Consider the following 22,530-nt stretch of genomic DNA (forward strand, 5'->3'; position numbering starts at 1 on the left):
GGCCCCTCATCCTCAACGCGAAGTGAGCGTCACTTGGCCGCTTCAGCCTCGGCAGCGTCCTCGGCGACCTCAGCAGCCTCGACGACGGGCGCCTCTTCAACCTCAACGGTCTCGACGACCGGCTCGGCCTTCTTCTCCGCCTTGGCAGGCTTCGCGGTCTTCGCCTTCGGGGTCACCGGCTCCGTGATGATCTCGATGACCGCCATCGGGGCGTTGTCACCCTTGCGGGGACCGATCTTCGTGATGCGGGTGTAGCCACCCTCACGATCGGCGAGCGCCGGGGCGACCTCGTCGAACAGCTTCTTCACGAGACGATCCTCGGGGGCCGAGTTCTTCTTGTCGAAGAGGGTCGCGAAGACGAGGCGACGCGAATGAAGATCGCCGCGCTTGGCCTTCGTGATGACCTTCTCGGCGAGCGGCTGCACGCGGCGGGCCTTGGTCTCGGTCGTGGTGATGCGACCGTGCTCGATGAGCTGACCGGTCAGGTTGCGCAGCATCATGCGCTCGTGCGTGGCGCTGCCGCCCAGGCGGGCGCCCTTGGTTGGCTTGGGCATTGCTAGAACTCCAGTTGGTTAGAGGTGTGGGCGGTCAGTACTGCTCGGTCTCGGCGAAGTCCGAGTCCTCGTCGTAGCGCTCGATGGCCTGCAGCGGGTCGAAGCCCGGGTGCGAGTCCCGCAGCGCGAGGCCGAGACCCGCGAGAGTCTCCTTCACCTCGTCGATCGACTTCGAACCGAAGTTGCGGATGTCGAGCAGGTCCTCCTCGCTGCGGGCGACGAGCTCACCGACGGTGTGGATGCCCTCGCGCTTGAGGCAGTTGTAGGAGCGGACCGAGAGGTCGAGGTCCTCGACCGGCAGGTTCAGCGACTCGGTGATCTGCTCATCGACGGGCGACGGGCCGATCTCGATGCCCTCGGCCTCGACGTTCAGTTCGCGGGCGAGGCCGAACAGCTCGACCAGCGTGCGGCCGGCCGAGGCGACGGCGTCGCGCGGGGCGATCGAGGACTTGGTCTCGACATCGACGATCAGGCGATCGAAGTCGGTGCGCTGGGCGACACGGGTCGCCTCGACCTTGTAGGTCACCTTCAAGACCGGCGAGTAGATCGAATCCACGGGGATGCGACCGATCTCGGCCTCCGGGTCCTTGTTCTGCGCCGCGGAGACGTAGCCGCGTCCGCGCTCGACGACGAGCTCCATCTCGAGCTTGCCATGGTCGTTCAGCGTGGCGATGTGCAGGTCCGGGTTGTGGATCTCCACACCCGCCGGGGGCTGGATGTCGCCCGCGGTGACCGCACCGGCGCCAGCCTTGCGCAGGTACATGACCACCGGCTCGTCCTCCTCCGAGGACAGCACGAGGCCCTTGAGGTTGAGGATGATCTCGGTGACGTCCTCTACGACGCCCTCCAGGGTGGAGAACTCGTGCTGGTTGCCCTCGATCTTGATGCTGGTCACAGCCGCGCCCGGGATGGACGACAGCAGCGTGCGACGCAGCGAGTTGCCGAGCGTGTAGCCGAAGCCGGGCTCCAGCGGCTCGATGACGAACCGCGAACGGAAGTCGGAGACGACTTCCTCGGAGAGGGTCGGGCGCTGAGCGATGAGCATTGACTTTCCTTCCCGCGCCAACCGCTATCTGATGGCGCGAACTTTGGTAGGGGTGGCCCAGAACGGGCCGGGAACGCCGTCGACCGGGTGCCCGGCCGACGGCGAACGCGTCAGATCACTTCGAGTAGAGCTCGACGATCATCTGCTCAGCCACGTCGATCGCGATCTGCTCGCGGACGGGGAGCTGGTGGACCAGGATGCGCATCCGGTTGGGGCGCGCCTCGAGCCACGCCGGCACGGCGCGCTCGCCGTGGGTCTCACGGGCGATGATGAACGGGGTCAGGTTCAGCGACTTCTCCGCGACATCGATGATGTCGTGTGCGCGGACGCGGTACGACGGGATGTCGACGCGAGCCCCGTTGACGAGGAAGTGGCCGTGCACGACGAGCTGACGCGCCTGGCGGCGGGTCGCGGCGAATCCAGCGCGGTACACGACGTTGTCGAGACGCGATTCGAGGATCTGCAGCAGACGGTCGCCGGTCTTGCCGGGGTGACGGTCAGCCTCCTCGTAGTAGCGACGGAACTGCTTCTCCAGAACGCCGTACGCGAAGCGCGCCTTCTGCTTCTCCTTGAGCTGCAGCGAGTACTCGGAGTCCTTGGTGCGGCCGCGGCCGTGGACACCCGGGGGGTACGGGCGGCGCTCGAAGGCCTTGTCGTTGCCGACGAGGTCAGTCCCGAGGCGACGGGACTTCTTGGTCATTGGGCCGGTATAACGAGCCATGGTGTTAGTCCTTTACTCTCGGGCTCAGACGCGACGGCGCTTGGGCGGACGGCAGCCGTTGTGCGGCACCGGGGTCACGTCGGAGATCGCGCCAACCTCGAGGCCGACGGCGCCGAGCGAGCGGATCGCGGTCTCTCGGCCGGAGCCGGGACCCTTGACGAAGACGTCGACGCGCTTCATGCCGTGCTCCATGGCGCGGCGGCCCGCGGCCTCGGCGGCCATCTGGGCAGCGAACGGCGTCGACTTGCGGGAGCCCTTGAAACCGACGGTGCCGGCGGAGGCCCAGGAGATCACGGCGCCCGTGGGGTCGGTGATCGAGATGATGGTGTTGTTGAAGGTGCTCTTGATGTGCGCCTGGCCGGCGAGCACGTTCTTCTTTTCCTTGCGGCGCACCTTGGTCTTGGCGGCCGCCTTGCGGCTTGCAGTAGCCATTAAGTCTTTACTCCTTGAGTCCTGAGAAGGCCCAACCCGTCAGGGTCAGCGCGCCTTCTTCTTGCCAGCGACGGCCTTCTTCTTGCCCTTGCGGGTGCGCGCGTTGGTGCGGGTGCGCTGACCACGAACCGGGAGCCCGCTGCGGTGGCGGCGGCCCTGGTAGTTGCCGATCTCGACCTTGCGACGGATGTCGGCGGCGACGCTGCGGCGCAGGTCACCTTCGGTCTCGTAGTTGGCCTCGATGTGGTCGCGCAGCGCGACGAGCTGGTCGTCGGTCAGCTGGTGGACTCGGAGATCGCCGCTCACACCGGTGGCGGCGAGGGTCTCGGCGGCACGGGTCTTTCCGATGCCGAAGATGTAAGTCAGTGCAACCTCGAGGCGCTTTTCGCGCGGGAGGTCGACACCAATGAGGCGTGCCATCAGGCGGTACCTTTCCTGGGTTTTCGGTCCCTGCCCTTTCGGGGCTGGTCTCAGGACCGCGAAGGTGTGTGGCGTGACGCGTCCTCGTCGCCTGTGGTGCCTCTCGGGCGCCGACGGGGCCTTGGCCTTCGTCCAAGGGTGGGGGTCCCGTGAGGGACCCGTGCGTGCACGTTGCTTCAGTTGTCGGCGGAGCGGGGCGGTTGCCCTCTTCCGCGGTGTTCTACTCGCCCGAGGCCTCACGGCCTCAGGGTCAGCCCTGACGCTGCTTGTGGCGCGGGTTGTCGCAGATCACCATCACACGACCGTGCCGGCGGATGACCTTGCACTTGTCGCAGATCTTCTTGACGCTCGGCTGAACCTTCATTCGAGCAACCTTTTCAATCGGCGACTGGGAGCGCGGACGCGCCCAATCTTGTGTTGGATGAATCTCGGCCATCGCCCCAGGCACGCGAGCGCGTCCGGGCAGAGACGACCGACGCACAACCTTACGCCACCACGCGGGTATTCCACAAAACGCCAAACGCGCCCTCCCCGAGCGGGGATGGCGCGTCAATGGCGGGGCGGCGTCGGCTACTTGTGCCGGTAGACGATCCGGCCACGCGTCAGGTCGTAGGGGGACAGCTCAACGACGACACGGTCGGCAGGCAGGATGCGGATGTAGTGCTGGCGCATCTTGCCGCTGATGGTCGTCAGAACCTTGTGGCCGTTGGCCAGCTCGACGCGAAACATCGCGTTGGGCAGCGCCTCGACCACGGTGCCCTCAAGCTCGAGGGCTCCTTCTTTCTTCGCCATGAACTCTCATTCTGTTCTCGCCTCTTCACGACTGCGGCATCGGGTGCCACCGAGGCTGTTCGACCGGCCATTTTACGCTCAGTGGCCCCGGAACCCAAACCGCCCGCCGAGCGCCCGGATCGAAGCCGATAGAGTCGCCCCATGTTGCATTTCGCCGTCCAGTACACCTATGTCGAGGACGCCGCCGCGCTCGACGCCACCCGCCCCGCGCACCGCGACTACCTGAGGACTCTGCTCGACGGACCGCTGCTGGCTGCCGGCCCGCTCGTCGGCTCTCCCCTGCCCGGCGCGCTCCTGATCTTCCGCGCCGAGAGCGCCGACGCCGTCGTCACCCTCTTGGACCAGGACCCCTTCTGGACCGAGCGCCTGATCGTGGAGCGCAGCGTCGAGCAGTGGAACCCCGTGCTAGGGGTGTTTGCCGCTTAAGCACCGGCTCACTGGTTTCACTTCGACACGACGCCGCGCTTCGCTTGCGCGTCGGCTCAGTACGGCGCGACACGGACGCTCATTCCTCGCGGTCCGGCTCGACCAGCGGGGCTCACCTAACCGCGTCAGACTCGACGACCCACGTGTTGCAGTCGCCCATCGTCTCGGCGTAGAGGCCGCGGGTGCCCCAGTAACGCAGCGAAGCGCGGGTGCCATGCGCCCTGTCCTCGCGCATCCGGTCGAGGCGGGCGATCCAGCCGTCGTAGGCCGCCTGGTCGAAGGTCACCGCGTCGTTGCGGCGCGTCATCGCTGCCGACCAGCACACCGCCTGGAGCTCAGATCTGCGCTCCAGCTGCAGACCGCCCCGTGCGACAAGTCGGTTGGCGGTGATCCCGAACAGTGCCTGCAGGTGGTGCCCGTACTCATGGGTGACCATCTCGGCGACCGCGAGATCCCAGGACTGCGCCTGTGCGAGGTGGCCGTCGCCGAAGTGCACGGAGCCGGTACCGACGGCGCAGTAGAACGCCGGAGCGTCGACGTGACCGCACTCACTGTCCGAACCGTCGCCGACGAAGAAGTGGACGGCAGGCTCGAGCGTCGAGAGGCCGAACTCTACGAGCACGGGACGCCACCCCGCGTGGACGCAGTGCCACTGGGCCTGCACCGCGGCCTGCCACTCTCCCACCTCGCGGACTCGGGCGGGCGCAGGGCATCCGGTCAGGGCGACGGGAACGACGTCGTTGATCGCTGCCGACTGCGCGGCGAACAGCGGCGAGGTCGGGTCAGGCTCGGGGAGCGGGTCCCAGGAGACGGGCGGAAGCCGCCAGGGCTCGACCGAAGGAGTCGGCGGAGCGCTGGGAGGCACCTCGGCCGGGCGGACTGTCGGGTGCAGCAAGGCAAGACCTGCGGCGACCAGTGCGCCGGCCAGAACGACCGCCAAAAGCGGCGCCCTCCCCCGACCGGGTGCCGGACCAGCGGACCGGCGCGGCGCGTTGCCCTCCATGCACGTCTCAGAAGAGGAAAGCGATCAGCAAGAGCAGCATCGCGAGCAGCGTGACTCCCACCACGCCGACCATGATGGCCGCGGGGACCAGGCCGCGCGACGGCGCGACCTGCCCCGCCGGGAGTTTCCCCTGCTCGACGATGGCGGGGACGTTGTCCGCCGCGGCGGGCAGCCGCTCAATCACCGGGACGAGCTCGCCGAGCGTCCGCGCCGCGTAGACGAGGTCCATGTCGGCGGCGTACTGGTCGTGCGAGATACGCCCGTCCGCGAAGGCCTCGTTGAGCCGCCGCGTGATCGAGTCGCGCTCTGTGTCGTCGACGGGGTCGGCAGAGCGCTGGATGTACTTCGAGCTGGGAGGCAACGCCATGCGGACCATGATAGGTGGCGCGATCCGCGTGCCCGCGGCAAGTAAGCTGCCGCGCAGCGCACGTGAATCCTCACACCATCGTCGACGAGCAAGGAGCAGGCATGACACAGGAGTCAACGCAGGCCCCCGCTAGGCACACGATCTACGAGGTGGCCCACGCCGCAGGGGTGTCTATCGCCACCGTCTCGCGAGCGCTGAGCAAGCCCGAGGTCGTCTCACCGGGGACCCGCGAGCGGGTCCGCGCGGCTATCGAGCGACTCAACTACGTGCCCGACGGCGCCGCCCGCGCCCTCGCCGCGAGGCAGAACGAGGCCTACGCCCTGATGCTGCCCGAGTTGAGCGGGCCCTACTACGCGGAGCTGCTCAGTGGCTTCGAGGCTGCGGCGGCCGAGACCGGGGCCAGCGTCATGGTGACCCTCACGAAGGACAAGGGAGACCTCGACGGCATCGCGCGCCGGCTTGCCGGTCGCGTCGACGCGCTCGCCATTATGGGCAACGTCCACGTCTCCCAGACGACGCTCGACGCCATCCGACGGAAGATTCCCGTCGTCACCTTCGCCGGCAACTCCCACGGCGGCGTCGAGAGCCTCTCCACCGAGAACCATGCCAGCGCGCGCGAGCTGACCGCACACCTCCTCGACCAGCACCATCGGTCTCGACTGCTCTTCCTCGGCGACCCCAGCCTCGCTCCAGACATCCGGGAACGCCACGAGGGATTCGTCGCAGCGCACGACGAGCGCGGCCTCGCGTGCGCCGATCCCATCGCCTGCGCGCCGCTCGAGGCCGAGGGCGAGCACATCGGGAGCCTCGTCGCCACCGGGGACCTGCAGACGGATGGCCTTGTCTGCGCGAACGACGAGCTCGCCCTCGCCGTGCAGCGGCGCCTCCTCCAGGACGGCATCGACGTCCCCCGGCAGATCTCTGTGACCGGCTGGGACGACATGCTTGCTGCCCGTTACGTCACGCCTGCACTCACCACCGTCCGGCAACCCGTCCGGGAGCTGGGCCGCCGCGTCATCGAACGCATCCAGCACCTCCGGGGCAACTCACCGAACGAGGGTCACCCCCGTCGACTGCCCACATCGGTGGTCCTTCGCCAGTCCTGCGGCTGCACCTAAAAAGCCTTGCGCTCGCCATGAGGTCGGTGTACGGTCGATGTAAGCGCTTACTTTCATACGTAATTCGACCAGGTCGAGGCTCAACGACGTTCCTCGGGCGTACTGCCCGCCTCCGCGTCGCGACGAGTCGACGGCCGCGACAACTGAGGAGAGACAGATGCGACGCAGTCACAAGTTCGTTGCCCTGGCCGCTGCAGCCGCGATCACGCTCACGGGATGCGGCCGCGGATCCGAAGCTCCCGGGAACGGGGCCCCCACGAAGACAGGCGAGGCCGTCAACACCGAGAACGCCGCCGGCACTCTCGACGTGTGGGCCATGGGCGCCGAAGGCGAGAAACTCCCGGAGCTCGTGAAGGAGTTCACGGACGCGAACCCGGATATCAAGGTCAACATCACGCCTGTCCCCTGGGACTCGGCCCACGACAAGTTCGTCAACTCGATCACCGCGGGCACGACGCCGGACGTCGCCATGGTCGGAACCACGTGGATGGGCGAGTTCGCAGGCATGGACGCGCTGGACCCGACGCCGAGCTCCATCGACAGCTCGGTGTTCTTCGAGGGCGCTCACGGCACCACCGTCGTCGACGGAACCTCCTACGGCGTGCCCTGGTACGTCGAGACCCGCCTCGTCTACTACCGCACCGACATCCTCGCGAAGGCGGGCGCGACCGAGATCCCCACCGACCAGCAGGCGTTCAAGGATCTCGCGGCGACCGTCAAGTCGCAGAACGGCGTCACGTGGGGCATCAGCCTCCAGCCTGGCCAGACCGGCTCCTGGCAGACCGTCATGCCGTTCGCGTGGTCGCGCGGCGCCGCTGTGGCCAGCGACGACGCCTACATGTTCAACACCCCGGAGATGATCGAGTCGGTCGACTACTACGGCTCCTTCTTCGCCGACGGCATCTCCGATCCCGAGCCGCCCCAGGGCCAGACCGAGTCCGACTTCGTGAGCGGCAAGGTGCCGATGTTCATCTCCGGACCGTGGATGATGAGCATCGTCGAGGATTTCGCCGCCGAGGACGGCGACGGCAACTTCGGCGAGAAGTACGACGTCGCTCCGATCCCCGCTGCCAACGGCGCCAAGAGCAGCTCGTTCATCGGCGGATCCAACCTCGCCGTCTTCAAGAACACCGACAGCCGCGACGCGGCATGGACCCTCGTCGAGTGGCTGAGCCAGCCCGAGACCCAGGTCAAGTGGTACGGCCTGACCAGCGACCTCCCCTCCGTCCAGGCCGCGTGGGACGACCCCGCCCTGACGGCCGACGCCAAGCTGGCCAAGTTCGGCGAGCAGCTGCTGACAGCGCAGGCCCCGCCGTCGTTCCCCTCCTGGGAGCAAGTCGCGAAGGCCTTCGACGGTGAGATCGAGAAGGTCGCCAAGCAGGGCCTCTCGGCCGAGGAGGCCATGCAGGCCACCCAGGCCCAGGCGGACTCCATCGGCACCGGTCGCTAGCCATGTCCGCCCCCGCCACGGCGCCGTCGGCGCCGGTCGGCAGGGACAGTGTCCGCTCCTCCAAGCGCGCGCCGGGCGCGCGGTTGGAGGAGCGGGCGGGGTGGCTACTCACCCTGCCGTTCCTGCTGCTCTTCCTGGTCTTCACAGCCTGGCCGGTGATCCAGTCGGTGTTCTTCTCACTCACCGACATCCGCAACCGCGACCTGCGCACCCCGTTCGACGTCAACTTCGTCGGCCTCGACCAGTATGCGAAAGCGCTGACCGACCCGATCTTCCAGAAGGCCGCCCTCAACACGGGGTTCTTCGTGATCGTGGGCGTCCCGCTGACCCTGATGGTGGCGCTCGCCGCCGCCATCGCCCTGAACAGCGGGATCACCAGGCTCCGGTCCGTCTTCCGGCTGGGCTTCTACACCCCGGTCATCACGTCCATCGTGGCGGTGGCCGTCGTCTGGCGGTTCCTGCTCCATCCCGAGAGCGGGCTCGTCAACACGGTCCTGGGATGGGTCGGGATCACCGGCCCGAACTGGCTGGGATCCACCACCTGGGCAATGCCGTCGCTGATCGCTATGGCGGTCTGGCGCAACTTCGGCACCGCGATGATCATCTTCCTCGCCGGCCTGCAATCGGTGCCCGAGGAACTGCATGAGGCCGCGGCCATCGACGGCGCCTCCACCTGGCAGCGATTCCTCAACGTCACCGTTCCCATCCTCCGCCCCACCATCTTGTTCGTCTCGGTCACTACGGCCATCGGCTATCTCCAGTTCTTCGAGGAGCCGTTCGTGATGACCAACGGCGGTCCGTTGAACTCCACCATCTCCGCATCGATGTACACCTACCAGCAGTTCAGCTTCGGCAACTACGGCTTCGCGGCCGCGCTGAGCTACCTCATCTTCCTGGTCATCGCGATCGTCACCGTCGTCCAGTTCCGCTTCCTCTCCGAGAAGGACTGACCCATGGCAACCAAAACCGGCTTCCGCCGCCGTTGGTGGCTCTACCTCGTCCTCACCGTGGCGTTGCTGCTGGTCATCACGCCGTTCGTGTGGATGGTCCTCGGCGCGTTCAAGACCAGCTCCGAGCTGCGCCAGACTCCGCCCACCTGGTGGCCGAACAACCCGACGCTCGACAACTTCGCGCAGCTGTTCAGTCGGCTCTCCTTCGACGTCTATTTCACCAACTCAACCGTTGTTGCGGTCGCCGTGACGACGGCCAACCTGCTCTTCTGCTCCATGGTCGGCTATGCGCTGGTCATGCTGAACTTCCGGGGGAAGAAGCTCATCTTCTCCCTGATCATGGGCACGCTCATGATCCCCGGCGTCGTCACCTTCGTGCCACTGTTCGTCCTCGTCGCCAACATGGGTCTGGTGAACACGCTGCCGGGCCTCATCCTTCCGTTCCTCGTGGGCCCCTTCGGCGTCTTCCTGATGAGGCAGTTCATCAGCGGGCTCCCGAAGGAGCTGGTCGAGGCCGCCAGGATCGACGGCAGCGGAGAGATCCAGATCTTCCTGCGAATCATCCTTCCCCTCCTCGGACCCGCGCTCGCGACCCTCGGCATCCTGACGTTCCTCGGCAGCTGGAACAACTTCCTCTGGCCGCTCGTCGTGGCGCAGACCAATGACACCTACACCCTTCCCGTAGCCCTCGCGCTCTACTCCACGGGACAGAACCAGACCGAGTACGGCCTGCTCATGGCGGGCGCGACCGTCGTCGTCCTGCCGGTACTCGTCGTCTTCCTGATCTTCCAGAGGCGGTTCATTCAAGGCATCGCCACCACCGGTATCAAGTAACCCTAGGAGCACCAATGCCCTCCTCACCGTTCCCCCTTCCTCCCCTCAATCGCCGCACCGTCCTGAGCGGCGGCATCGCTGCGACGGCGTTGGCCGCCCTCCCCGTGGCCGCCGAGGCCCACGGCAAGCGGCCAAAGCCCCGAAAGCCGACGCGCCCGGACAAGGCCACCCTCATGAGGTGGGCCCGAGACACCTGGCGCTCGATGGCAGCGATGACCGATCGCCGCACGGGCCTCGTGTCCGACAGCGTCACAGGCAACCTGAAGAAGACGGCCGCCTACACCTCCCCCACGAACATCGGTGGCTACCTGTGGAGCACGCTCGCGGCCCGCGACCTCCGCATCATCTCGCGGGAGGAAGCCTCCGCGCGCATTCGGCAGACCCTGCGAACGCTGGATCGGATGGAGCATCACGACGAGGCGGGAATGTACTTCAACTGGTACGACCCACGCGACGGCTCCGTCATCCTCGAATGGCCCGAGGACGGCAATCCCGTGGAGCCCTTCGTCTCCAGCGTGGACGCGGCATGGCTCGGCGCCGCGCTGCTCGTGGTGCGGAACGGGGACCGCCAGAACCGCAAGCTGGCCGGACGGCTCTTCGAGAAGATGCGCTTCGACGTCTTCGCCGATCCCACTCACCCCCGCCCCTACCTCAACTATGGCGGCTATTACCTCACCGAGCCCACACGACTGACGGCACCACCGCCCACCGTCGAGCGCAACCTCATCGGTAAGGGAAGGCCCGTCTGGTACACGAGAGACCATCACTACGACACCGTCGTCTCCGAGACGAGGATCACCACCTATCTCGGCATCGCCAAGAGGCAGGTGCCTGCCGAGTCCTACTTCCAGTCCTGGCGGACGTTCCCGCCCGACTGGGACTGGCAGGAGATGACGCCTGTCGGCGAATGGCACACCTATCGCGGCGTCGAGGTCTTCGAAGGCGCCTACGACTATCTGGGAATGCAGACCGTTCCCGGCTGGGGCGGATCCATGTTCGAGGAGCTGATGCCGTCGGTGTTCGTGCCCGAGACGACCTGGGCACCGAAGTCCTGGGGGAAGAACCACCCCCGCCATGTCGCCACCCAGCGCGCGCATGGTCTCGCGGAGTACGGCTACTGGGGGTTCTCCCCCGCAAGCGACCCCTTCGGCGGATATGCGGAATGGGGGGTCGACGCCCTCGGCATGCGCCCCGACGGCTACTTCTCCGACGTCGAGCACACCGACTTCCACTGGCTCACGAACCCGAAGCCGGACTTCGGCGACGGAGTGGTCACGCCGCACGCGGCTTTCCTGGCGATGATGCACGAGCCGAAGGACGCCTACGACAATCTCGTCCGGATCGAGCGTGACTTCGACTCCTACGGCCGCGGAGGGTTCTACGATGCAATCGCGACACGGTCTGGTCAGGTGGCACGACGACACCTCTCCCTCGACCAGTCGATGATCCTCGGTGCGCTGGGCAACGTGCTCGCCGACGGCAACATCAGGCGGTACTTCACCGCCGGCGAGGTGGCCGCGCGGGTACGTCCGGTGATCGCGCCCGAGGTGTTCGCCCCGCTCGACTGACAGGAGAATCAACGATGCTCACCCTCCACACCGATCCCTCCGGTGTCCACTACCGCGACCTGAACCGCAACGGGACCATGGATCCCTTCGAGGATCCTCGACTCCCCGTGTCCGAACGTGTCGACGACCTCCTTGGCCGGCTCTCCCTCCCGGAGAAGATCGGCCTGATGTTCCAGACCGTCATCGAGGCAGGACCCGATGGATCGGTGTTGGAGGGTGCGGGCGCGATCAGCAAGTCGGCCACGTCGACGGTGGTCAAGGAGAAGCACCTCACCCACTTCAACGTCCACAAGCTCGGGAGCCCCCGCGACGCGGCCCGCTGGCACAACGCCGTTCAGGAACTCGCGGAGGAGACGTCGCATGGCATCCCCGTCACCATCTCCAGCGACCCCCGCCATTCGTTCGCGGAGAACGCCGGCGCCAGCTTCGCGGCGGGAAGCTTCTCCCAGTGGCCCGAGATGATCGGCCTCGCCGCCCTGCGCGACCCTGCAGGTGTGCGTCGGTTCGCCGCCATCGCGCGGCGCGAGTACACCGCCGTCGGCATCCGCGCCGCCCTGCACCCCACCCTCGACCTCGCGACCGAGCCGCGCTGGGCACGCCAAGCGCAGACCTTCGGCCAGGATCCGAGCCTCGCCACCGAACTCGGTGTCGCCTACATCGAGGGGATGCAGGGTGAGGAGCTCGGCGCCGGCAGCGTCGCCTGCACGGCGAAGCACTTCCCCGGCGGCGGCGCGATCAAGGACGGTGAGGACTCACACTTCCCCTACGGCGCCGAGGCCGCGTACCCGTCGCAGAGCCAGGAGGCCCATCTCCAGCCCTTCCCCGCGGCCATCGCGGCGGGCGTGAGCGCCGTCATGCCCTACTACTCGAAGCCGATCGGCCTCACGCTCCGCGGCATCCGCGCCGAGGAGGTGGGGTTCGGCTACAACCGTCCCATCGTCACCGAGTTGCTCCGCCGCGAGCTCGGCTTCGAGGGCGTCGTCGTCTCCGACTGGGAGCTGGTCAACGACAACCACGTCGGTACCCAGGTGCTGCCCGCACGTGCGTGGGGCGTCGAGCACCTCGATCCCCACGGCAGGATGGAGCTGCTGATCGAGGCGGGGTGCGACCAGTTCGGCGGAGAGGAGTGCGTGGAGCTGCTCGCCGATCTCGTCGCCCAGGGGCGGGTCTCCGAGGACCGCATCGACGAGTCCGCGCGCCGGATCCTCGCCGTGAAGTTCAGGCTCGGCCTCTTCGACGACCCCTACGTGGACGAGGACGCCGCCGCCGACGTCCTCGGATGTCCGGAGTTCGTCGCGGCGGGCCACGAGGCGCAGGCGGCCTCCCTCACCGTCCTTGCTGGCGCCGAGCACCTGCCCCTCACCGGCCGACCCCGCGTCTACGTCGAGGGCATGTCTCCCGCCGCGGCCGCGCGGCTCGGCGACGTGGTGCAGCGTCCCGAGGACGCGGATCTCGCGATCGTTCGGCTCCGGGCGCCCTGGGAACCTCGAGACGACCTCTTCCTTGAGGCGTGGTTCCACCAAGGCTCGCTGGAGTTCGGCCCCGGCCTCGCGGTGCGTCTCTCCCGGATCGCCGCGCAGTGCCCGCTCGTCGTCGATGTGTTCCTCGACCGGCCGGCCGTCCTCACGCCGTTCGTCGGCCTCGCCACGGTCCTCACGGCCAACTACGGCACCAGCGACGACGCGCTCGTCGACGCGTTGACGGGAAGGATCGCGCCCGTCGGGCGACTGCCCTTCGACCTCCCCCGGTCCATGGCGGACGTCAGGAATCACCCGGAGGATCAGGTCGGGCTCGCCGACCCGCTGTTCCGGGCCTAGGTGAGCCCGCCGCCCGGCGCACCCAGCTCAACTCCGTCTGAGCGGGGCGCCCGGCGAGCAGCGCGCCGTCCACGACGTAGCCTTCCTCCCTGCCTGTGAGGTACCCGACAAGCCTTTCGCGCCAGTCGGCGACCTCCTCGGCCCGCGACGCCTCCGCGACCAGATTGCGCAGCTCCTGCGGATCGGCGTCGAGGTCGAAGAACTGCTCGACGCCCGAGCCGGAGAACCAGATGAACTTGCGGTGCCCATCGGTCACCCACTGCATCGACTCGTTGCCGAACACCTCGTAGACGTGCTCGCCGTGGATCTCGGTGCGCCAGCCGGGCGCATCTTCAGCCTCAGCCATCAATGGGAGGACGCTCGCTCCGTCGACGCCGTCCGGGACGGGGATGCCCGCGATGTCGAGCACCGTCGGCATCACGTCGCGGAGTTCGACGACGGCGTCGCTCCTCGGTCGCACCGCGCGTCCGCCGGGGAGGCGGACGATGAACGGCACCCGCGCGCTGCCCTCGTAGCCGACCGACTTCCGGTAGAAGTGGTGGTCGCCCATCATCTCTCCGTGATCGGAGACGAAGAGGATGGCCGTGTTGTCGAGCAGGTCGAAGTCGCTCAGCAGTTCCACCAGACGATTCAGCTGGTGGTCGATGTGCGTGATCAAGCCGTAGTAGCCGGCGGCCGCCCGGCGGTGCACGTCGGGGTGTTGGCGTCCGAACATACCCTCGGCTTCGTGGTCGCGCCGGTGCTCGGCGAAGTCCTCCACCCACTCCCCGACAGGCGGCTCCGGAATGCCGGCCTGGAGATACTGGTCAAGGGCCCAGCCGGGAGGATCGAACGGGGCATGCGGCCGGTGGAAGGAGAGGTAGAGGAAGAACGGGTCGGTGACGTCGCGCCGGTGGAACCACTCCGTGGCCTCTGACAGGACCCAGTTCGTGGGATGGTGCGCCTCAGGCTTGTCCCACGGCCTCGCCATCAGGGAGTTGCAGCCGACGCCGTGGTCGGTCTCCGCCGCGGACGCCATGCCCGGCTGCCGCCGCAGCCAGGTGACGTAGTCGTCGATGGCGGCGAGGTTCCGCCCGGACTTCCGTCGCGCGTGATGCAGGAACCCGTCATGAAGCCGCACATCGTCGAACCCGGCGCGCTCGCGTTCCGGAGAGACATGCATCTTCCCGATGGCCTGTGTCTGATATCCGTGCTGCCGCAGGATGCCCGGCATCGTGACAGGATAGAGCTGCCCGAACGGGAGGCCCTCCCGGTAGCCGAGGCGGCCGTGCTCCTCCTGCGACTTGCCCGTCAGCAGCGCGACCCGTGCCGGCACGCACGTGGGCGTTGCGGAATAGGCGTGCACGAAGGTGGTTCCTCCCGACGCGATGGCGTCGAGATAGGGCGTCCGCACCACCGGATGGCCCACGCCGCTCATCGCGTCGCCGCGCATCTGGTCGACGCAGATGAGGATGATGTTCGGGCGGTCCTTCATGGCTTCGCTGCTTCCGGAGATCATGGGGCGTCCACCCGACGGCGTCGCGGGGGTCAGTCGGCCAGCGGACCGAACCGATCGCCCAAGCGGGCCTCGCCACCGTCGGGCTCGGTCAGCACCCAGGTGCCCCGGCGGGTGAGGGCGACGGTGTTCTCCCAGTGCGCGCCACGGGCGCCGTCACGGCTGACGACCGTCCACTCGTCATCCAGCTCCCGGGTCTGGTGGGTGCCGCGCGTCAGCATGGGTTCGATGGCAAGAGCCATGCCCACCTCCAGCCGCGGCGTCGGGCGCGGGCGGTACCAGTTGGGCACGTCCGGCTCCATGTGCATCTCGGAGCCGATGCCGTGCCCGGTGTACTCGCGCAGCGTCCCGTAGCGGGTCGGCAGCCGCTTCACGTAGCCCTCGATGGCCTTCGACACGTCACCGACCCTGCCGCCGGCCCGCATCGCCCGCGCTCCGGCCCACATGGCCTCACACGTCGCCTCGGCGAGGGCGACATCGGCGGGGTCCGCCGTGCCGACGATGACAGTGCGGGCTGCGTCGCCGTGCCAGCCGTCGACGATGGCCCCGAAGTCGATCGAAACGACGTCGCCGTCGGCTAGCGCCCGATCGCGCGGGATGCCGTGGACGAGTTCGTCGTTGACGGAGATGCAGGCCACGCCGGGGAAGGGGGCGCCGTAGTCGGCGCCGTACCCGAGGAAGGACGAGAGTGCGCCGTTGCGGGCCAGCACCTCACGGCCGATGGCGTCCAGCTCCAGCGTGGTGACGCCGACGGCGGCGGCCCCACACATCTCGGCGAGTCCCTCGGCCACCACGAGGCCCGCGCGTCGCATCGCGACGAGCTGCTCGGGGGTCTTGACCTCGATCCTGCTCACCGGGCGGCCGCGTGGGCGTCGACCTGGGCGAACATGCGGCGCTGCACGTCCTCGATGGAGCCGGTTCCGTCGACCTCGACAAGGATTCCCTGGAACTCGTAGTGGAAGATCAGCGGCATCGTCGCGCCCGCGTAGACCTCCATGCGGCGGCGAATGGTGTCCTCGTTGTCGTCGGCGCGGCCCTCGACCTTCGCGCGGGCCAGGAGCCGCTGCACGAGCGCCTCAGCCTCCACGTGCAGCGAGACCACGACGTCGAGAGCCTCGCCCTGGGACCTGAGGTAGTCGTCCAGGAAGTGCACCTGGTGCATCGTGCGGGGAAAGCCGTCGAGGAGGAACCCTCCCGCGCAGTCGGGCTCCGCGAGGCGCACGGCGACGATCTCCTCGGTCACGTCGTCCGGTACGTACTCGCCCGCGTCGATCAGCGCCTTCACCTTCACGCCCAACGGCGTCCGGTTCTTGATGTGGTAGCGGAAGATGTCCCCGGTGGAGATCGCGGGTACGTGGTAGCGCTCGGCCAGCGCCGTCGCCTGAGTGCCCTTGCCCGCGCCGGGAGCACCCATGATCAGCAACCTCACCTGAGGAAGCCCTCGTAGTTGCGCTGCTGGAGCTGGCTCTCGATCTTCTTCACGGTGTCAAGGCCGACGCCGACGATGATGAGGATCGAGGTGCCACCGAACGGGAAGTTCTGTCCCGCGCCGACGAGCACGAAGGCGAGGGTCGGGATGAGCGCGATGACCGCCAGATACAGCGAGCCGGGCGCCGTGAGCCGCGACAGCACGTAAGCCAGGTAGTTCTCCGTCGGCTTGCCCGCGCGGATGCCGGGGATGAAGCCGCCGTACTTCTTCATGTTGTCCGAGACCTCTTCGGGGTTGAAGGTGATCGACACGTAGAAGTAGCAGAACGCGATGATGAGGAAGAACTGAGTGAGCGTGTACACCCACGAATGGGTCTGACCGCTGAAGTGAAGCGCGACCCACTCGGAGAAGGCGCCCTCGGGCCGGAAGGTGGCGTACAGCACCGGGAGGTACATGATCGACGACGCGAAGATGACGGGGATGACGCCCGACTGGTTGACCTTCAGCGGAATGTAGGTCGTCGACCCGCCGACGAGGCGACGACCGACCATCCGCTTGGCGTACTGGACGGGGATGCGTCGCTGGCCCTGCTCGATCCAGACGATGGCCAGCATCACCAGGAGGCCGACGCCGATGACGGCGAAGAAGAGGAACCAGCCGGTCGCTCCGGGCTTGCCGATCTTGACGGCCCAGAGACCCGCCGGGAAGCTGGCCGCGATCTGGGTGAAGATCATGATGGACATGCCGTTGCCGACGCCGCGGTCGGTGATCAGCTCGCCCATCCACATGATGATGCCGGTGCCTGCCGTCATGATCATGACCATCGTGACCAGCGGCAACAGCTCGTCGGAGTACAGGATGCCCTCACAGCCGGTGAAGAGCTGGCCCGTGCGCGCGAGCGTCACGAAGGCCGTCGCGTTGAGGACCGCCAACACCAGCGTCAGATAGCGCGTGTACTCGGTGATCTTCTGCGTGCCCGAGGCACCCTCCTTCTTGAGGGTCTCGAGGCGAGGAATGACGACGGTGAGCAGCTGGAGGATGATCGACGCCGTGATGTAGGGCATGATGCCCAGCGCGAAGATCGTCAGCTGGAGCAGCGCTCCGCCGGAGAACAGGTTGATGATCGAGTAGATGCCCGCCTGGTCGCCCTGAGCGGAGATTTCCAGACACTCCCTGATGCGGCCCATGTTCACGTTCGGCGACGGGAGCGTGGATCCGAAGCGGAACACGGCGAGGATGCCGAGCGTGAAGAGGAGCTTCTTGCGAAGATCCGGAGTCTTCAACGCGTTAGCGAGGGCGGACAGCATTCGAAATACTACTTTCGACGATCGTTTTGGGCGCTGCGGAGCCGGTCACGGCACGGCAACCCCCGCAGCCTACCAACCACGCGGCAGGCCACCAAAGTTGCGATCTCAAGACGCCGACGGGGCGGGACCGGTAAACCCGGTCCCGCCCCGTCGGCGGTATGTGTGTCAGCTGTCCTCAGACGAGGGCAGCGGAGCCGCCCGCGGCCTCCAGCTTCTCCTTGGCGGAGCCGGAGAAGGCGTTGGCGGTGACGGTCAGGGCCACGGACACGTCGCCGGTGCCGAGCACCTTGACGAGCGCGCCGTCACGCACAGCGCCGGCCTCGACGAGGTCGGCGACCGAGACGGCCCCACCCTGCGGGAACAGCTCGGCGATGCGGCCCACGTTGACGACCTGGTACTCGACGCGGAACGGGTTCTTGAACCCCTTCAGCTTCGGCAGGCGCATGTGGAGCGGCATCTGGCCACCCTCGAAGTTGGCGGGGACGTTCTTGCGAGCGCCGGTGCCCTTGGTGCCGCGACCGGCGGTCTTACCCTTGGATCCCTCACCGCGGCCAACACGGGTCTTCTCCGTCTTGGCGCCCGGGGCGGGACGCAGGTGGTGCAGCTTGAGCGACATGGTCACTTCACCTCTTCCACGGTAACGAGGTGGGCGACCGTGCGGATCATGCCGAGGACCTCGGGACGATCCTCACGGACCACCGAGTCGCCGATGCGCTTGAGGCCGAGGGTACGCAGCGTCGCGCGCTGGTAGTCCTTGCCACCCACCCCAGACTTTGCCTGGGTGATCTTCAGTTCAGCCATTACTTGGCCACCTCCTCCTTGGCAGCGCGGAGAAGGGCCGCCGGAGCGACATCCTCAACCGCCATGCCGCGGCGCTTGGCGACGGCCTCAGGCGTCTCGAGCTGCTTGAGCGCGTCGACCGTGGCATGCACCACGTTGATCGCGTTCGGCGAGCCGAGCGACTTGGCGAGCACGTCCTGCACGCCGGCGCACTCGAGCACCGCACGAGCCGAGCCACCGGCGATGACGCCGGTACCAGGCGACGCCGGGCGCAGGAGCACCACGCCGGCCGCCTTCTCGCCCTGCACGGGGTGCGGGATGGTGCGCTGGATCAGCGGCACGCGGAAGAAGTGCTTCTTGGCCTCCTCCACGCCCTTGGCGATCGCGGCCGGCACCTCCTTCGCCTTGCCGTAGCCGACGCCGACCATGCCCTCGCCGTCGCCGACGACGACCAGTGCGGTGAAGCTGAAGCGACGACCACCCTGGACGACCTTGGCGACACGGTTGATGGTCACCACGCGCTCGAGGTACTTGCTTTCTTCCTTGGGGGCCTGGCCACGACGATCGTCACGGCCACGACGGTCCCCGCCGCCGGAACGGCGCTGCTGGGTCTCACTCATCGTGATTACCTTTCCTTTCGTCGTATCAGAAGCCGAGGCCGGCCTCGCGGGCAGCGTCGGCCAGAGCCGCGATCCGCCCGTGGTACTTGTTACCCGCACGGTCGAAGACGACCTGCTCGACCCCGGCAGCCTTGGCGCGCTCGGCGATCAGGGTGCCGACCTGGGCGGCCTTCGAGGACTTGTCGCCGGCGGCCGCACGCAGGTCGGCCTCCATGGTCGACGCCGACACGAGCGTGACGCCCTGGACGTCGTCGATCACCTGAACGAACAGGTGACGCGCGGAGCGCGTGACGACGAGGCGGGGACGCTCGGCCGAGCCGTTGATCTTCTTGCGGCCGCGCAGCTGACGGCGAGCCCGCGAGGCGGACTTCGGGGCCAGCGTCTTGCTGTGCTTGATGGAGATGGCCATTACTTGCCAGCCTTTCCAGCCTTGCGGCGGACGTGCTCGCCCGCGTAGCGGACGCCCTTGCCCTTGTAGGGCTCAGGCTTGCGGATCTTGCGGATGTTCGCCGCGACCTCGCCGACGAGCTGCTTGTCGATGCCCTTGACCGTGAACCGGGTCGGGGTCTCGACGGTGAACTCGATGCCCTGCGGCGCGTTGACGACCACGGGGTGCGAGAAGCCGAGCGCGAACTCGAGCTGCTGCGGACCCTTGGAGATGACGCGGTAGCCGACGCCGACGATCTCGAGCTTCTTCTCGTAGCCATCGGTGACGCCGACGATCATGTTGCTGACCAGCGTGCGGGTCAGGCCGTGCAGCGAGCGGGACTGCCGCTCGTCGTTCGGGCGCGCGACCTCAAGCTGACCGGCCTCGTTCTTGGCGATCGTGATGGGCTCGGCGACGGTGAGCGTCAGGGCACCCTTGGGGCCCTTGACGTCGACCTGACGGCCGTCGAGCTTCACATCAACACCGGACGGGACGGCGATGGGGAGCCTGCCAATTCGTGACATGTTCTTTTCTCCTTACCTTCGCCGGGTCACCAGACGTAGGCGAGTACTTCGCCGCCCACGGACTTGGCCTTCGCCTCGCGGTCGGTCAGAAGACCCTGCGAGGTGGAGATGATGGCGATGCCGAGGCCGCCGAGGACCTTCGGCAGGTCGTTGGACTTGGCGTAGACGCGCAGGCCCGGCTTGCTGATGCGGCGCAGCCCGGAGATCGAGCGCTCGCGGGAGTCGCCGTACTTCAGGGTGACCTTGAGCACCTTGCCGACCTGGCCCTCGACCTCGGTCTGCTCGAACCCGGCGATGTAGCCGTTGCGCTTTAGGATCTCAGCGATGCCCACCTTGATCTTCGACGACGGCATGGACGTGGTCTCCTGGTACGCCTGATTGGCGTTGCGGACACGCGTGAGCATGTCCGCGATGGGATCAGTCATCGTCATGACTTGTTGCCTCTTTCTCACACCGGTTTCCGGGAGGCCCGGACCTGGTGTTAGTTAATGTTTCGATGAAGTGGGTCGGGTCACCAGGACGACTTGGTCACGCCGGGCAGCTCGCCGGCATGAGCCATCTCGCGCAGGCAGACACGGCAGAGACCAAACTTGCGGTAGACCGAGTGGGGTCGGCCGCACTTCTGGCAGCGGGTGTAAGCGCGCACGCCGAACTTCGGCTTGCGGGACTGCTTGACCTTGAGTGCTGTCTTTGCCATTGCTCAGCTCACTTCTTCTTCTTGGCGTAGAACGCGGGGCCGCGCTTGGCCTTCTGCTTCTTCGGGTCGTCGACGGCCTTGAAGGGGAAGCCGAGGTGCTTCAGCAGCGCGCGGCCCTCCTCGTCGTTGGTGGCGGAGGTCACGAACGTGATGTCCATGCCGCGCACGCGGTCGATCCTGTCCTGGTCGATCTCCAGGAACATGACCTGCTCGTTGAGGCCGAAGGTGTAGTTGCCGTTGCCGTCGAACTGGCGGCCGTTGAGGCCACGGAAGTCGCGGATACGGGGCAGCGCGAGCGTCAGGAGACGGTCGGCGAACTCCCACATGCGGTCGCCGCGCAGGGTCACGTGGCAGCCGATGGGCTGGCCCTCACGCAGCTTGAACTGCGCGATGGACTTGCGGGCCTTCGTCACGGCCGGCTTCTGGCCGGTGATCGCTTTCAGGTCGCGGATGGCGCCCTCGATGATCTTCGAGTCGCGGGCCGCCTCGCCGACGCCCATGTTCACCACGATCTTGGTGAGGCCGGGGATCTGCATGACGTTGGAGTAGGTGAACTCCTCCTGCAGCGCGGGCACGATCGTCTCGCGGTACTTCGCCTTGAGGCGCGGGATGGTGGTGGTCTCGCTCATCAGATCTCCTCACCGGTCTTGCGCGCGATGCGCACGGAGCGCTCGGCCTTGTACTCGGAGCCGTCGGGGCGACGCTTGGTGACCTCGACACGCTTGTAACCGACGCGCGTGACGACCTCCTTGCCGTCGACCTTCACCACGAGCTGCACATTGCTGGCGTGGATGGGGGCCTCGACGGTGATGATGCCGCCCTCGATGCGCTGGCCGTTGGCGCCCTGCGACTCGCGACGGTGACGCTTGACCAGGTTGACACCCTGGACGATGACCTTCTCGGCCTTCGGGTCGACGGCGATGATCTCGGAGACCACGCCCTTGTCCTTGCCCGAGATGACCTTGACGCGGTCACCCTTCTTGACGTGAAGACTCATGTCAGATCACCTCCGGGGCGAGCGAGACGATGCGCATGAACTTCTTCTCACGCAGCTCACGCGCGACCGGGCCGAAGATGCGGGTGCCGCGGGGCTCCCCGTCGTTCTTCAGGATGACGGCGGCGTTCTCGTCGAACTTGATGTAGGAACCGTCGGCGCGGCGACGCTCCTTCTTGGTGCGGACGACGACGGCCTTGACGACGTCGCCCTTCTTGACGTTGCCGCCAGGGATCGCATCCTTGACGGTGGCGACGATCGTGTCGCCGAGGTACGCATAGCGGCGCTTGGAGCCACCGAGCACACGGATGCAAAGGATCTCCTTGGCACCAGTGTTGTCGGCGACCCTCAGTCGCGACTCCTGCTGGATCATTACTTCTCCTTGTCTCACCGGTTCCGAAAGGCCTAGTGAAACTAGAAACGAACCCCCTGGATTTTGCCAGGAGGCAACCCCCAGCTCGAGGGAGAGGAGGCCGTGGCGATGTCTGGGAAAGGTCCCCCCGAAGGGGCACAGACCCAAGACAACTTCGGCAGTCTATCCCACAGGCCCGAGCGCGGGGAAATCGCCCAGCCGTGCCCGTCGCCGAGCCACGGCCGGAGGCCTCGCCGACCCGGTCGGATCACTTCCGTGGCTGAAAACGTCCTGTCCGCAGGGCTGAACCAGACAACGTGTACGCCGAAGTCAACTATCTGACTCTGACGCACACGCAGACGAGTCCCGGCTCACAGTGAACGTTTGCAGCCACAATGACGGCTGCGA

The 22,530-nt window shown here is 67.1% G+C and carries 30 protein-coding genes; 7 read left to right on the plus strand and 23 right to left on the minus strand.

Features of this window, described 5'->3' with window-relative positions; translation table 11 throughout:
- Positions 1–29 precede the first annotated feature (29 nt).
- The 7 genes from rplQ to infA all read right to left on the minus strand — a co-directional run bounded on the left by rplQ (position 30) and on the right by infA (position 3,964).
- Positions 30–554 (minus strand): 50S ribosomal protein L17, encoded by a 525-nt coding sequence (gene rplQ / locus IPJ61_RS00425; protein ID WP_297101929.1) that lies wholly within the window; start codon positions 552–554, stop codon positions 30–32.
- A 34-nt stretch (positions 555–588) separates the two neighbouring features.
- Positions 589–1,599, minus strand: a complete 1,011-nt coding sequence (locus IPJ61_RS00430) for a DNA-directed RNA polymerase subunit alpha (RefSeq protein ID WP_297101931.1) — start codon at positions 1,597–1,599, stop codon at positions 589–591.
- Positions 1,600–1,714: 115 nt separating this feature from the next.
- Positions 1,715–2,320 carry a 30S ribosomal protein S4 gene (gene rpsD, locus IPJ61_RS00435; RefSeq protein WP_297101934.1) on the minus strand — a complete coding sequence of 202 codons (606 nt, stop codon included), beginning with the start codon at positions 2,318–2,320 and terminating at the stop codon, positions 1,715–1,717.
- 24 nt (positions 2,321–2,344) lie between these two features.
- Positions 2,345–2,752 (minus strand): 30S ribosomal protein S11, encoded by a 408-nt coding sequence (gene rpsK, locus IPJ61_RS00440; protein WP_297101936.1) that lies wholly within the window; start codon positions 2,750–2,752, stop codon positions 2,345–2,347.
- A gap of 45 nt (positions 2,753–2,797) precedes the next feature.
- The gene (rpsM, locus tag IPJ61_RS00445; RefSeq protein ID WP_297101937.1) at positions 2,798–3,172 is read right to left on the minus strand and encodes a 30S ribosomal protein S13; all 375 of its coding nucleotides are present in this window, start codon (positions 3,170–3,172) and stop codon (positions 2,798–2,800) included.
- 250 nt (positions 3,173–3,422) lie between these two features.
- Positions 3,423–3,536, minus strand: a complete 114-nt coding sequence (gene rpmJ / locus IPJ61_RS00450) for a 50S ribosomal protein L36 (protein ID WP_002514836.1) — start codon at positions 3,534–3,536, stop codon at positions 3,423–3,425.
- 206 nt (positions 3,537–3,742) lie between these two features.
- Positions 3,743–3,964 (minus strand): translation initiation factor IF-1, encoded by a 222-nt coding sequence (gene infA, locus IPJ61_RS00455; RefSeq protein ID WP_068749455.1) that lies wholly within the window; start codon positions 3,962–3,964, stop codon positions 3,743–3,745.
- Positions 3,965–4,105: 141 nt separating this feature from the next.
- Here infA and IPJ61_RS00460 point away from each other — a divergent pair, with 141 nt between their 5' ends.
- A complete protein-coding gene (locus tag IPJ61_RS00460) occupies positions 4,106–4,390 on the plus strand; it encodes a YciI family protein (RefSeq protein WP_297101943.1) in 285 nt (94 codons plus the stop codon).
- Between the two features lie 112 nt (positions 4,391–4,502).
- Here IPJ61_RS00460 and IPJ61_RS00465 read toward each other — a convergent pair whose 3' ends face one another.
- Entirely contained in the window at positions 4,503–5,330 is an 828-nt protein-coding gene (locus tag IPJ61_RS00465) for a neutral zinc metallopeptidase (RefSeq protein ID WP_297101944.1), read from the minus strand.
- A gap of 70 nt (positions 5,331–5,400) precedes the next feature.
- Entirely contained in the window at positions 5,401–5,760 is a 360-nt protein-coding gene (locus IPJ61_RS00470) for a DUF1707 SHOCT-like domain-containing protein (protein ID WP_297101946.1), read from the minus strand.
- 101 nt (positions 5,761–5,861) lie between these two features.
- Between IPJ61_RS00470 and IPJ61_RS00475 the strand changes: the two genes are divergently transcribed.
- From IPJ61_RS00475 to IPJ61_RS00500, 6 genes are all read left to right on the plus strand, one after another.
- Positions 5,862–6,878 carry a LacI family DNA-binding transcriptional regulator gene (locus IPJ61_RS00475; protein WP_297101948.1) on the plus strand — a complete coding sequence of 339 codons (1,017 nt, stop codon included), beginning with the start codon at positions 5,862–5,864 and terminating at the stop codon, positions 6,876–6,878.
- Between the two features lie 157 nt (positions 6,879–7,035).
- Positions 7,036–8,328, plus strand: a complete 1,293-nt coding sequence (locus tag IPJ61_RS00480) for a sugar ABC transporter substrate-binding protein (RefSeq protein ID WP_297101950.1) — start codon at positions 7,036–7,038, stop codon at positions 8,326–8,328.
- A gap of 2 nt (positions 8,329–8,330) precedes the next feature.
- A complete protein-coding gene (locus tag IPJ61_RS00485) occupies positions 8,331–9,278 on the plus strand; it encodes a carbohydrate ABC transporter permease (RefSeq protein ID WP_297101952.1) in 948 nt (315 codons plus the stop codon).
- Positions 9,279–9,281: 3 nt separating this feature from the next.
- On the plus strand, positions 9,282–10,112 hold the full coding sequence (locus IPJ61_RS00490; protein ID WP_297101954.1) for a carbohydrate ABC transporter permease: 831 nt from the start codon (positions 9,282–9,284) through the stop codon (positions 10,110–10,112).
- A gap of 14 nt (positions 10,113–10,126) precedes the next feature.
- A complete protein-coding gene (locus IPJ61_RS00495) occupies positions 10,127–11,680 on the plus strand; it encodes a glucoamylase family protein (protein WP_297101956.1) in 1,554 nt (517 codons plus the stop codon).
- A gap of 14 nt (positions 11,681–11,694) precedes the next feature.
- Positions 11,695–13,497, plus strand: a complete 1,803-nt coding sequence (locus tag IPJ61_RS00500) for a glycoside hydrolase family 3 protein (protein WP_297101959.1) — start codon at positions 11,695–11,697, stop codon at positions 13,495–13,497.
- On the opposite strand, the gene IPJ61_RS00505 is transcribed toward IPJ61_RS00500, so the two are convergent.
- The 14 genes from IPJ61_RS00505 to rplN form a co-directional block, all read right to left on the minus strand.
- On the minus strand, positions 13,442–14,971 hold the full coding sequence (locus IPJ61_RS00505; RefSeq protein WP_297101961.1) for an arylsulfatase: 1,530 nt from the start codon (positions 14,969–14,971) through the stop codon (positions 13,442–13,444). The genes IPJ61_RS00500 and IPJ61_RS00505 overlap by 56 nt on opposite strands.
- A 53-nt stretch (positions 14,972–15,024) precedes the next feature.
- Positions 15,025–15,846, minus strand: coding sequence for a type I methionyl aminopeptidase (gene map, locus IPJ61_RS00510; protein ID WP_297101964.1), 822 nt, complete (start codon positions 15,844–15,846; stop codon positions 15,025–15,027).
- On the minus strand, positions 15,843–16,421 hold the full coding sequence (locus IPJ61_RS00515; protein WP_297101966.1) for an adenylate kinase: 579 nt from the start codon (positions 16,419–16,421) through the stop codon (positions 15,843–15,845). The genes map and IPJ61_RS00515 overlap by 4 nt, the downstream gene beginning before the upstream one ends.
- On the minus strand, positions 16,418–17,728 hold the full coding sequence (gene secY / locus IPJ61_RS00520; RefSeq protein WP_297101968.1) for a preprotein translocase subunit SecY: 1,311 nt from the start codon (positions 17,726–17,728) through the stop codon (positions 16,418–16,420). Before secY ends, IPJ61_RS00515 begins: the two co-directional genes overlap by 4 nt.
- 175 nt (positions 17,729–17,903) lie before the next feature.
- The gene (rplO, locus tag IPJ61_RS00525) at positions 17,904–18,344 is read right to left on the minus strand and encodes a 50S ribosomal protein L15 (RefSeq protein ID WP_297101969.1); all 441 of its coding nucleotides are present in this window, start codon (positions 18,342–18,344) and stop codon (positions 17,904–17,906) included.
- Between the two features lie 2 nt (positions 18,345–18,346).
- Positions 18,347–18,529, minus strand: a complete 183-nt coding sequence (gene rpmD, locus IPJ61_RS00530; RefSeq protein ID WP_297101971.1) for a 50S ribosomal protein L30 — start codon at positions 18,527–18,529, stop codon at positions 18,347–18,349.
- A complete protein-coding gene (rpsE, locus tag IPJ61_RS00535) occupies positions 18,529–19,128 on the minus strand; it encodes a 30S ribosomal protein S5 (RefSeq protein WP_297101973.1) in 600 nt (199 codons plus the stop codon). The genes rpmD and rpsE overlap by 1 nt, the downstream gene beginning before the upstream one ends.
- Positions 19,129–19,153: 25 nt before the next feature.
- Positions 19,154–19,537 (minus strand): 50S ribosomal protein L18, encoded by a 384-nt coding sequence (rplR, locus tag IPJ61_RS00540; protein WP_297101975.1) that lies wholly within the window; start codon positions 19,535–19,537, stop codon positions 19,154–19,156.
- The gene (gene rplF / locus IPJ61_RS00545) at positions 19,537–20,079 is read right to left on the minus strand and encodes a 50S ribosomal protein L6 (RefSeq protein WP_297101977.1); all 543 of its coding nucleotides are present in this window, start codon (positions 20,077–20,079) and stop codon (positions 19,537–19,539) included. Before rplF ends, rplR begins: the two co-directional genes overlap by 1 nt.
- Before the next feature lie 26 nt (positions 20,080–20,105).
- Complete coding sequence (rpsH, locus tag IPJ61_RS00550) at positions 20,106–20,510, minus strand: 30S ribosomal protein S8 (protein WP_297101979.1); 405 nt, start codon at positions 20,508–20,510, stop codon at positions 20,106–20,108.
- Positions 20,511–20,590: 80 nt separating this feature from the next.
- A complete protein-coding gene (locus IPJ61_RS00555) occupies positions 20,591–20,776 on the minus strand; it encodes a type Z 30S ribosomal protein S14 (RefSeq protein WP_219080753.1) in 186 nt (61 codons plus the stop codon).
- Positions 20,777–20,784: 8 nt separating this feature from the next.
- Entirely contained in the window at positions 20,785–21,405 is a 621-nt protein-coding gene (gene rplE, locus IPJ61_RS00560) for a 50S ribosomal protein L5 (RefSeq protein WP_297101983.1), read from the minus strand.
- Positions 21,405–21,773 (minus strand): 50S ribosomal protein L24, encoded by a 369-nt coding sequence (rplX, locus tag IPJ61_RS00565; protein WP_297101985.1) that lies wholly within the window; start codon positions 21,771–21,773, stop codon positions 21,405–21,407. Before rplX ends, rplE begins: the two co-directional genes overlap by 1 nt.
- A 1-nt stretch (position 21,774) precedes the next feature.
- Entirely contained in the window at positions 21,775–22,143 is a 369-nt protein-coding gene (gene rplN, locus IPJ61_RS00570; protein WP_297101987.1) for a 50S ribosomal protein L14, read from the minus strand.
- Positions 22,144–22,530 lie beyond the last annotated feature (387 nt).

It is taken from the genome of Tessaracoccus sp., from assembly GCF_016714275.1.
In the GTDB taxonomy this organism is placed as follows: Bacteria; Actinomycetota; Actinomycetes; order Propionibacteriales; family Propionibacteriaceae; genus Arachnia.

Excerpts from the sequence above, each read along its gene's own strand:
- rpsH (WP_297101979.1), bottom strand. The coding sequence starts at position 20,510 with ATGACGATGACTGATCCCATCGCGGACATGCTCACGCGTGTCCGCAAC.
- rpmD (WP_297101971.1), bottom strand. The coding sequence starts at position 18,529 with ATGGCTGAACTGAAGATCACCCAGGCAAAGTCTGGGGTGGGTGGCAAG.
- IPJ61_RS00430 (WP_297101931.1), bottom strand. The coding sequence starts at position 1,599 with ATGCTCATCGCTCAGCGCCCGACCCTCTCCGAGGAAGTCGTCTCCGAC.
- rplO (WP_297101969.1), bottom strand. The coding sequence starts at position 18,344 with ATGTCGCTCAAGCTGCACCACCTGCGTCCCGCCCCGGGCGCCAAGACG.
- secY (WP_297101968.1), bottom strand. The coding sequence starts at position 17,728 with ATGCTGTCCGCCCTCGCTAACGCGTTGAAGACTCCGGATCTTCGCAAG.
- rplN (WP_297101987.1), bottom strand. The coding sequence starts at position 22,143 with ATGATCCAGCAGGAGTCGCGACTGAGGGTCGCCGACAACACTGGTGCC.
- IPJ61_RS00460 (WP_297101943.1), top strand. The coding sequence starts at position 4,106 with ATGTTGCATTTCGCCGTCCAGTACACCTATGTCGAGGACGCCGCCGCG.
- IPJ61_RS00490 (WP_297101954.1), top strand. The coding sequence starts at position 9,282 with ATGGCAACCAAAACCGGCTTCCGCCGCCGTTGGTGGCTCTACCTCGTC.
- rplX (WP_297101985.1), bottom strand. The coding sequence starts at position 21,773 with ATGAGTCTTCACGTCAAGAAGGGTGACCGCGTCAAGGTCATCTCGGGC.
- IPJ61_RS00470 (WP_297101946.1), bottom strand. The coding sequence starts at position 5,760 with ATGGCGTTGCCTCCCAGCTCGAAGTACATCCAGCGCTCTGCCGACCCC.
- rpmJ (WP_002514836.1), bottom strand. The coding sequence starts at position 3,536 with ATGAAGGTTCAGCCGAGCGTCAAGAAGATCTGCGACAAGTGCAAGGTC.
- rpsM (WP_297101937.1), bottom strand. The coding sequence starts at position 3,172 with ATGGCACGCCTCATTGGTGTCGACCTCCCGCGCGAAAAGCGCCTCGAG.
- IPJ61_RS00480 (WP_297101950.1), top strand. The coding sequence starts at position 7,036 with ATGCGACGCAGTCACAAGTTCGTTGCCCTGGCCGCTGCAGCCGCGATC.
- IPJ61_RS00495 (WP_297101956.1), top strand. The coding sequence starts at position 10,127 with ATGCCCTCCTCACCGTTCCCCCTTCCTCCCCTCAATCGCCGCACCGTC.
- rpsD (WP_297101934.1), bottom strand. The coding sequence starts at position 2,320 with ATGGCTCGTTATACCGGCCCAATGACCAAGAAGTCCCGTCGCCTCGGG.
- IPJ61_RS00500 (WP_297101959.1), top strand. The coding sequence starts at position 11,695 with ATGCTCACCCTCCACACCGATCCCTCCGGTGTCCACTACCGCGACCTG.
- IPJ61_RS00555 (WP_219080753.1), bottom strand. The coding sequence starts at position 20,776 with ATGGCAAAGACAGCACTCAAGGTCAAGCAGTCCCGCAAGCCGAAGTTC.
- IPJ61_RS00505 (WP_297101961.1), bottom strand. The coding sequence starts at position 14,971 with ATGAAGGACCGCCCGAACATCATCCTCATCTGCGTCGACCAGATGCGC.
- rplE (WP_297101983.1), bottom strand. The coding sequence starts at position 21,405 with ATGAGCGAGACCACCACCATCCCGCGCCTCAAGGCGAAGTACCGCGAG.
- IPJ61_RS00475 (WP_297101948.1), top strand. The coding sequence starts at position 5,862 with ATGACACAGGAGTCAACGCAGGCCCCCGCTAGGCACACGATCTACGAG.
- rplF (WP_297101977.1), bottom strand. The coding sequence starts at position 20,079 with ATGTCACGAATTGGCAGGCTCCCCATCGCCGTCCCGTCCGGTGTTGAT.
- rplQ (WP_297101929.1), bottom strand. The coding sequence starts at position 554 with ATGCCCAAGCCAACCAAGGGCGCCCGCCTGGGCGGCAGCGCCACGCAC.
- infA (WP_068749455.1), bottom strand. The coding sequence starts at position 3,964 with ATGGCGAAGAAAGAAGGAGCCCTCGAGCTTGAGGGCACCGTGGTCGAG.
- rpsK (WP_297101936.1), bottom strand. The coding sequence starts at position 2,752 with ATGGCTACTGCAAGCCGCAAGGCGGCCGCCAAGACCAAGGTGCGCCGC.
- rplR (WP_297101975.1), bottom strand. The coding sequence starts at position 19,537 with ATGGCCATCTCCATCAAGCACAGCAAGACGCTGGCCCCGAAGTCCGCC.
- rpsE (WP_297101973.1), bottom strand. The coding sequence starts at position 19,128 with ATGAGTGAGACCCAGCAGCGCCGTTCCGGCGGCGGGGACCGTCGTGGC.
- IPJ61_RS00485 (WP_297101952.1), top strand. The coding sequence starts at position 8,331 with ATGTCCGCCCCCGCCACGGCGCCGTCGGCGCCGGTCGGCAGGGACAGT.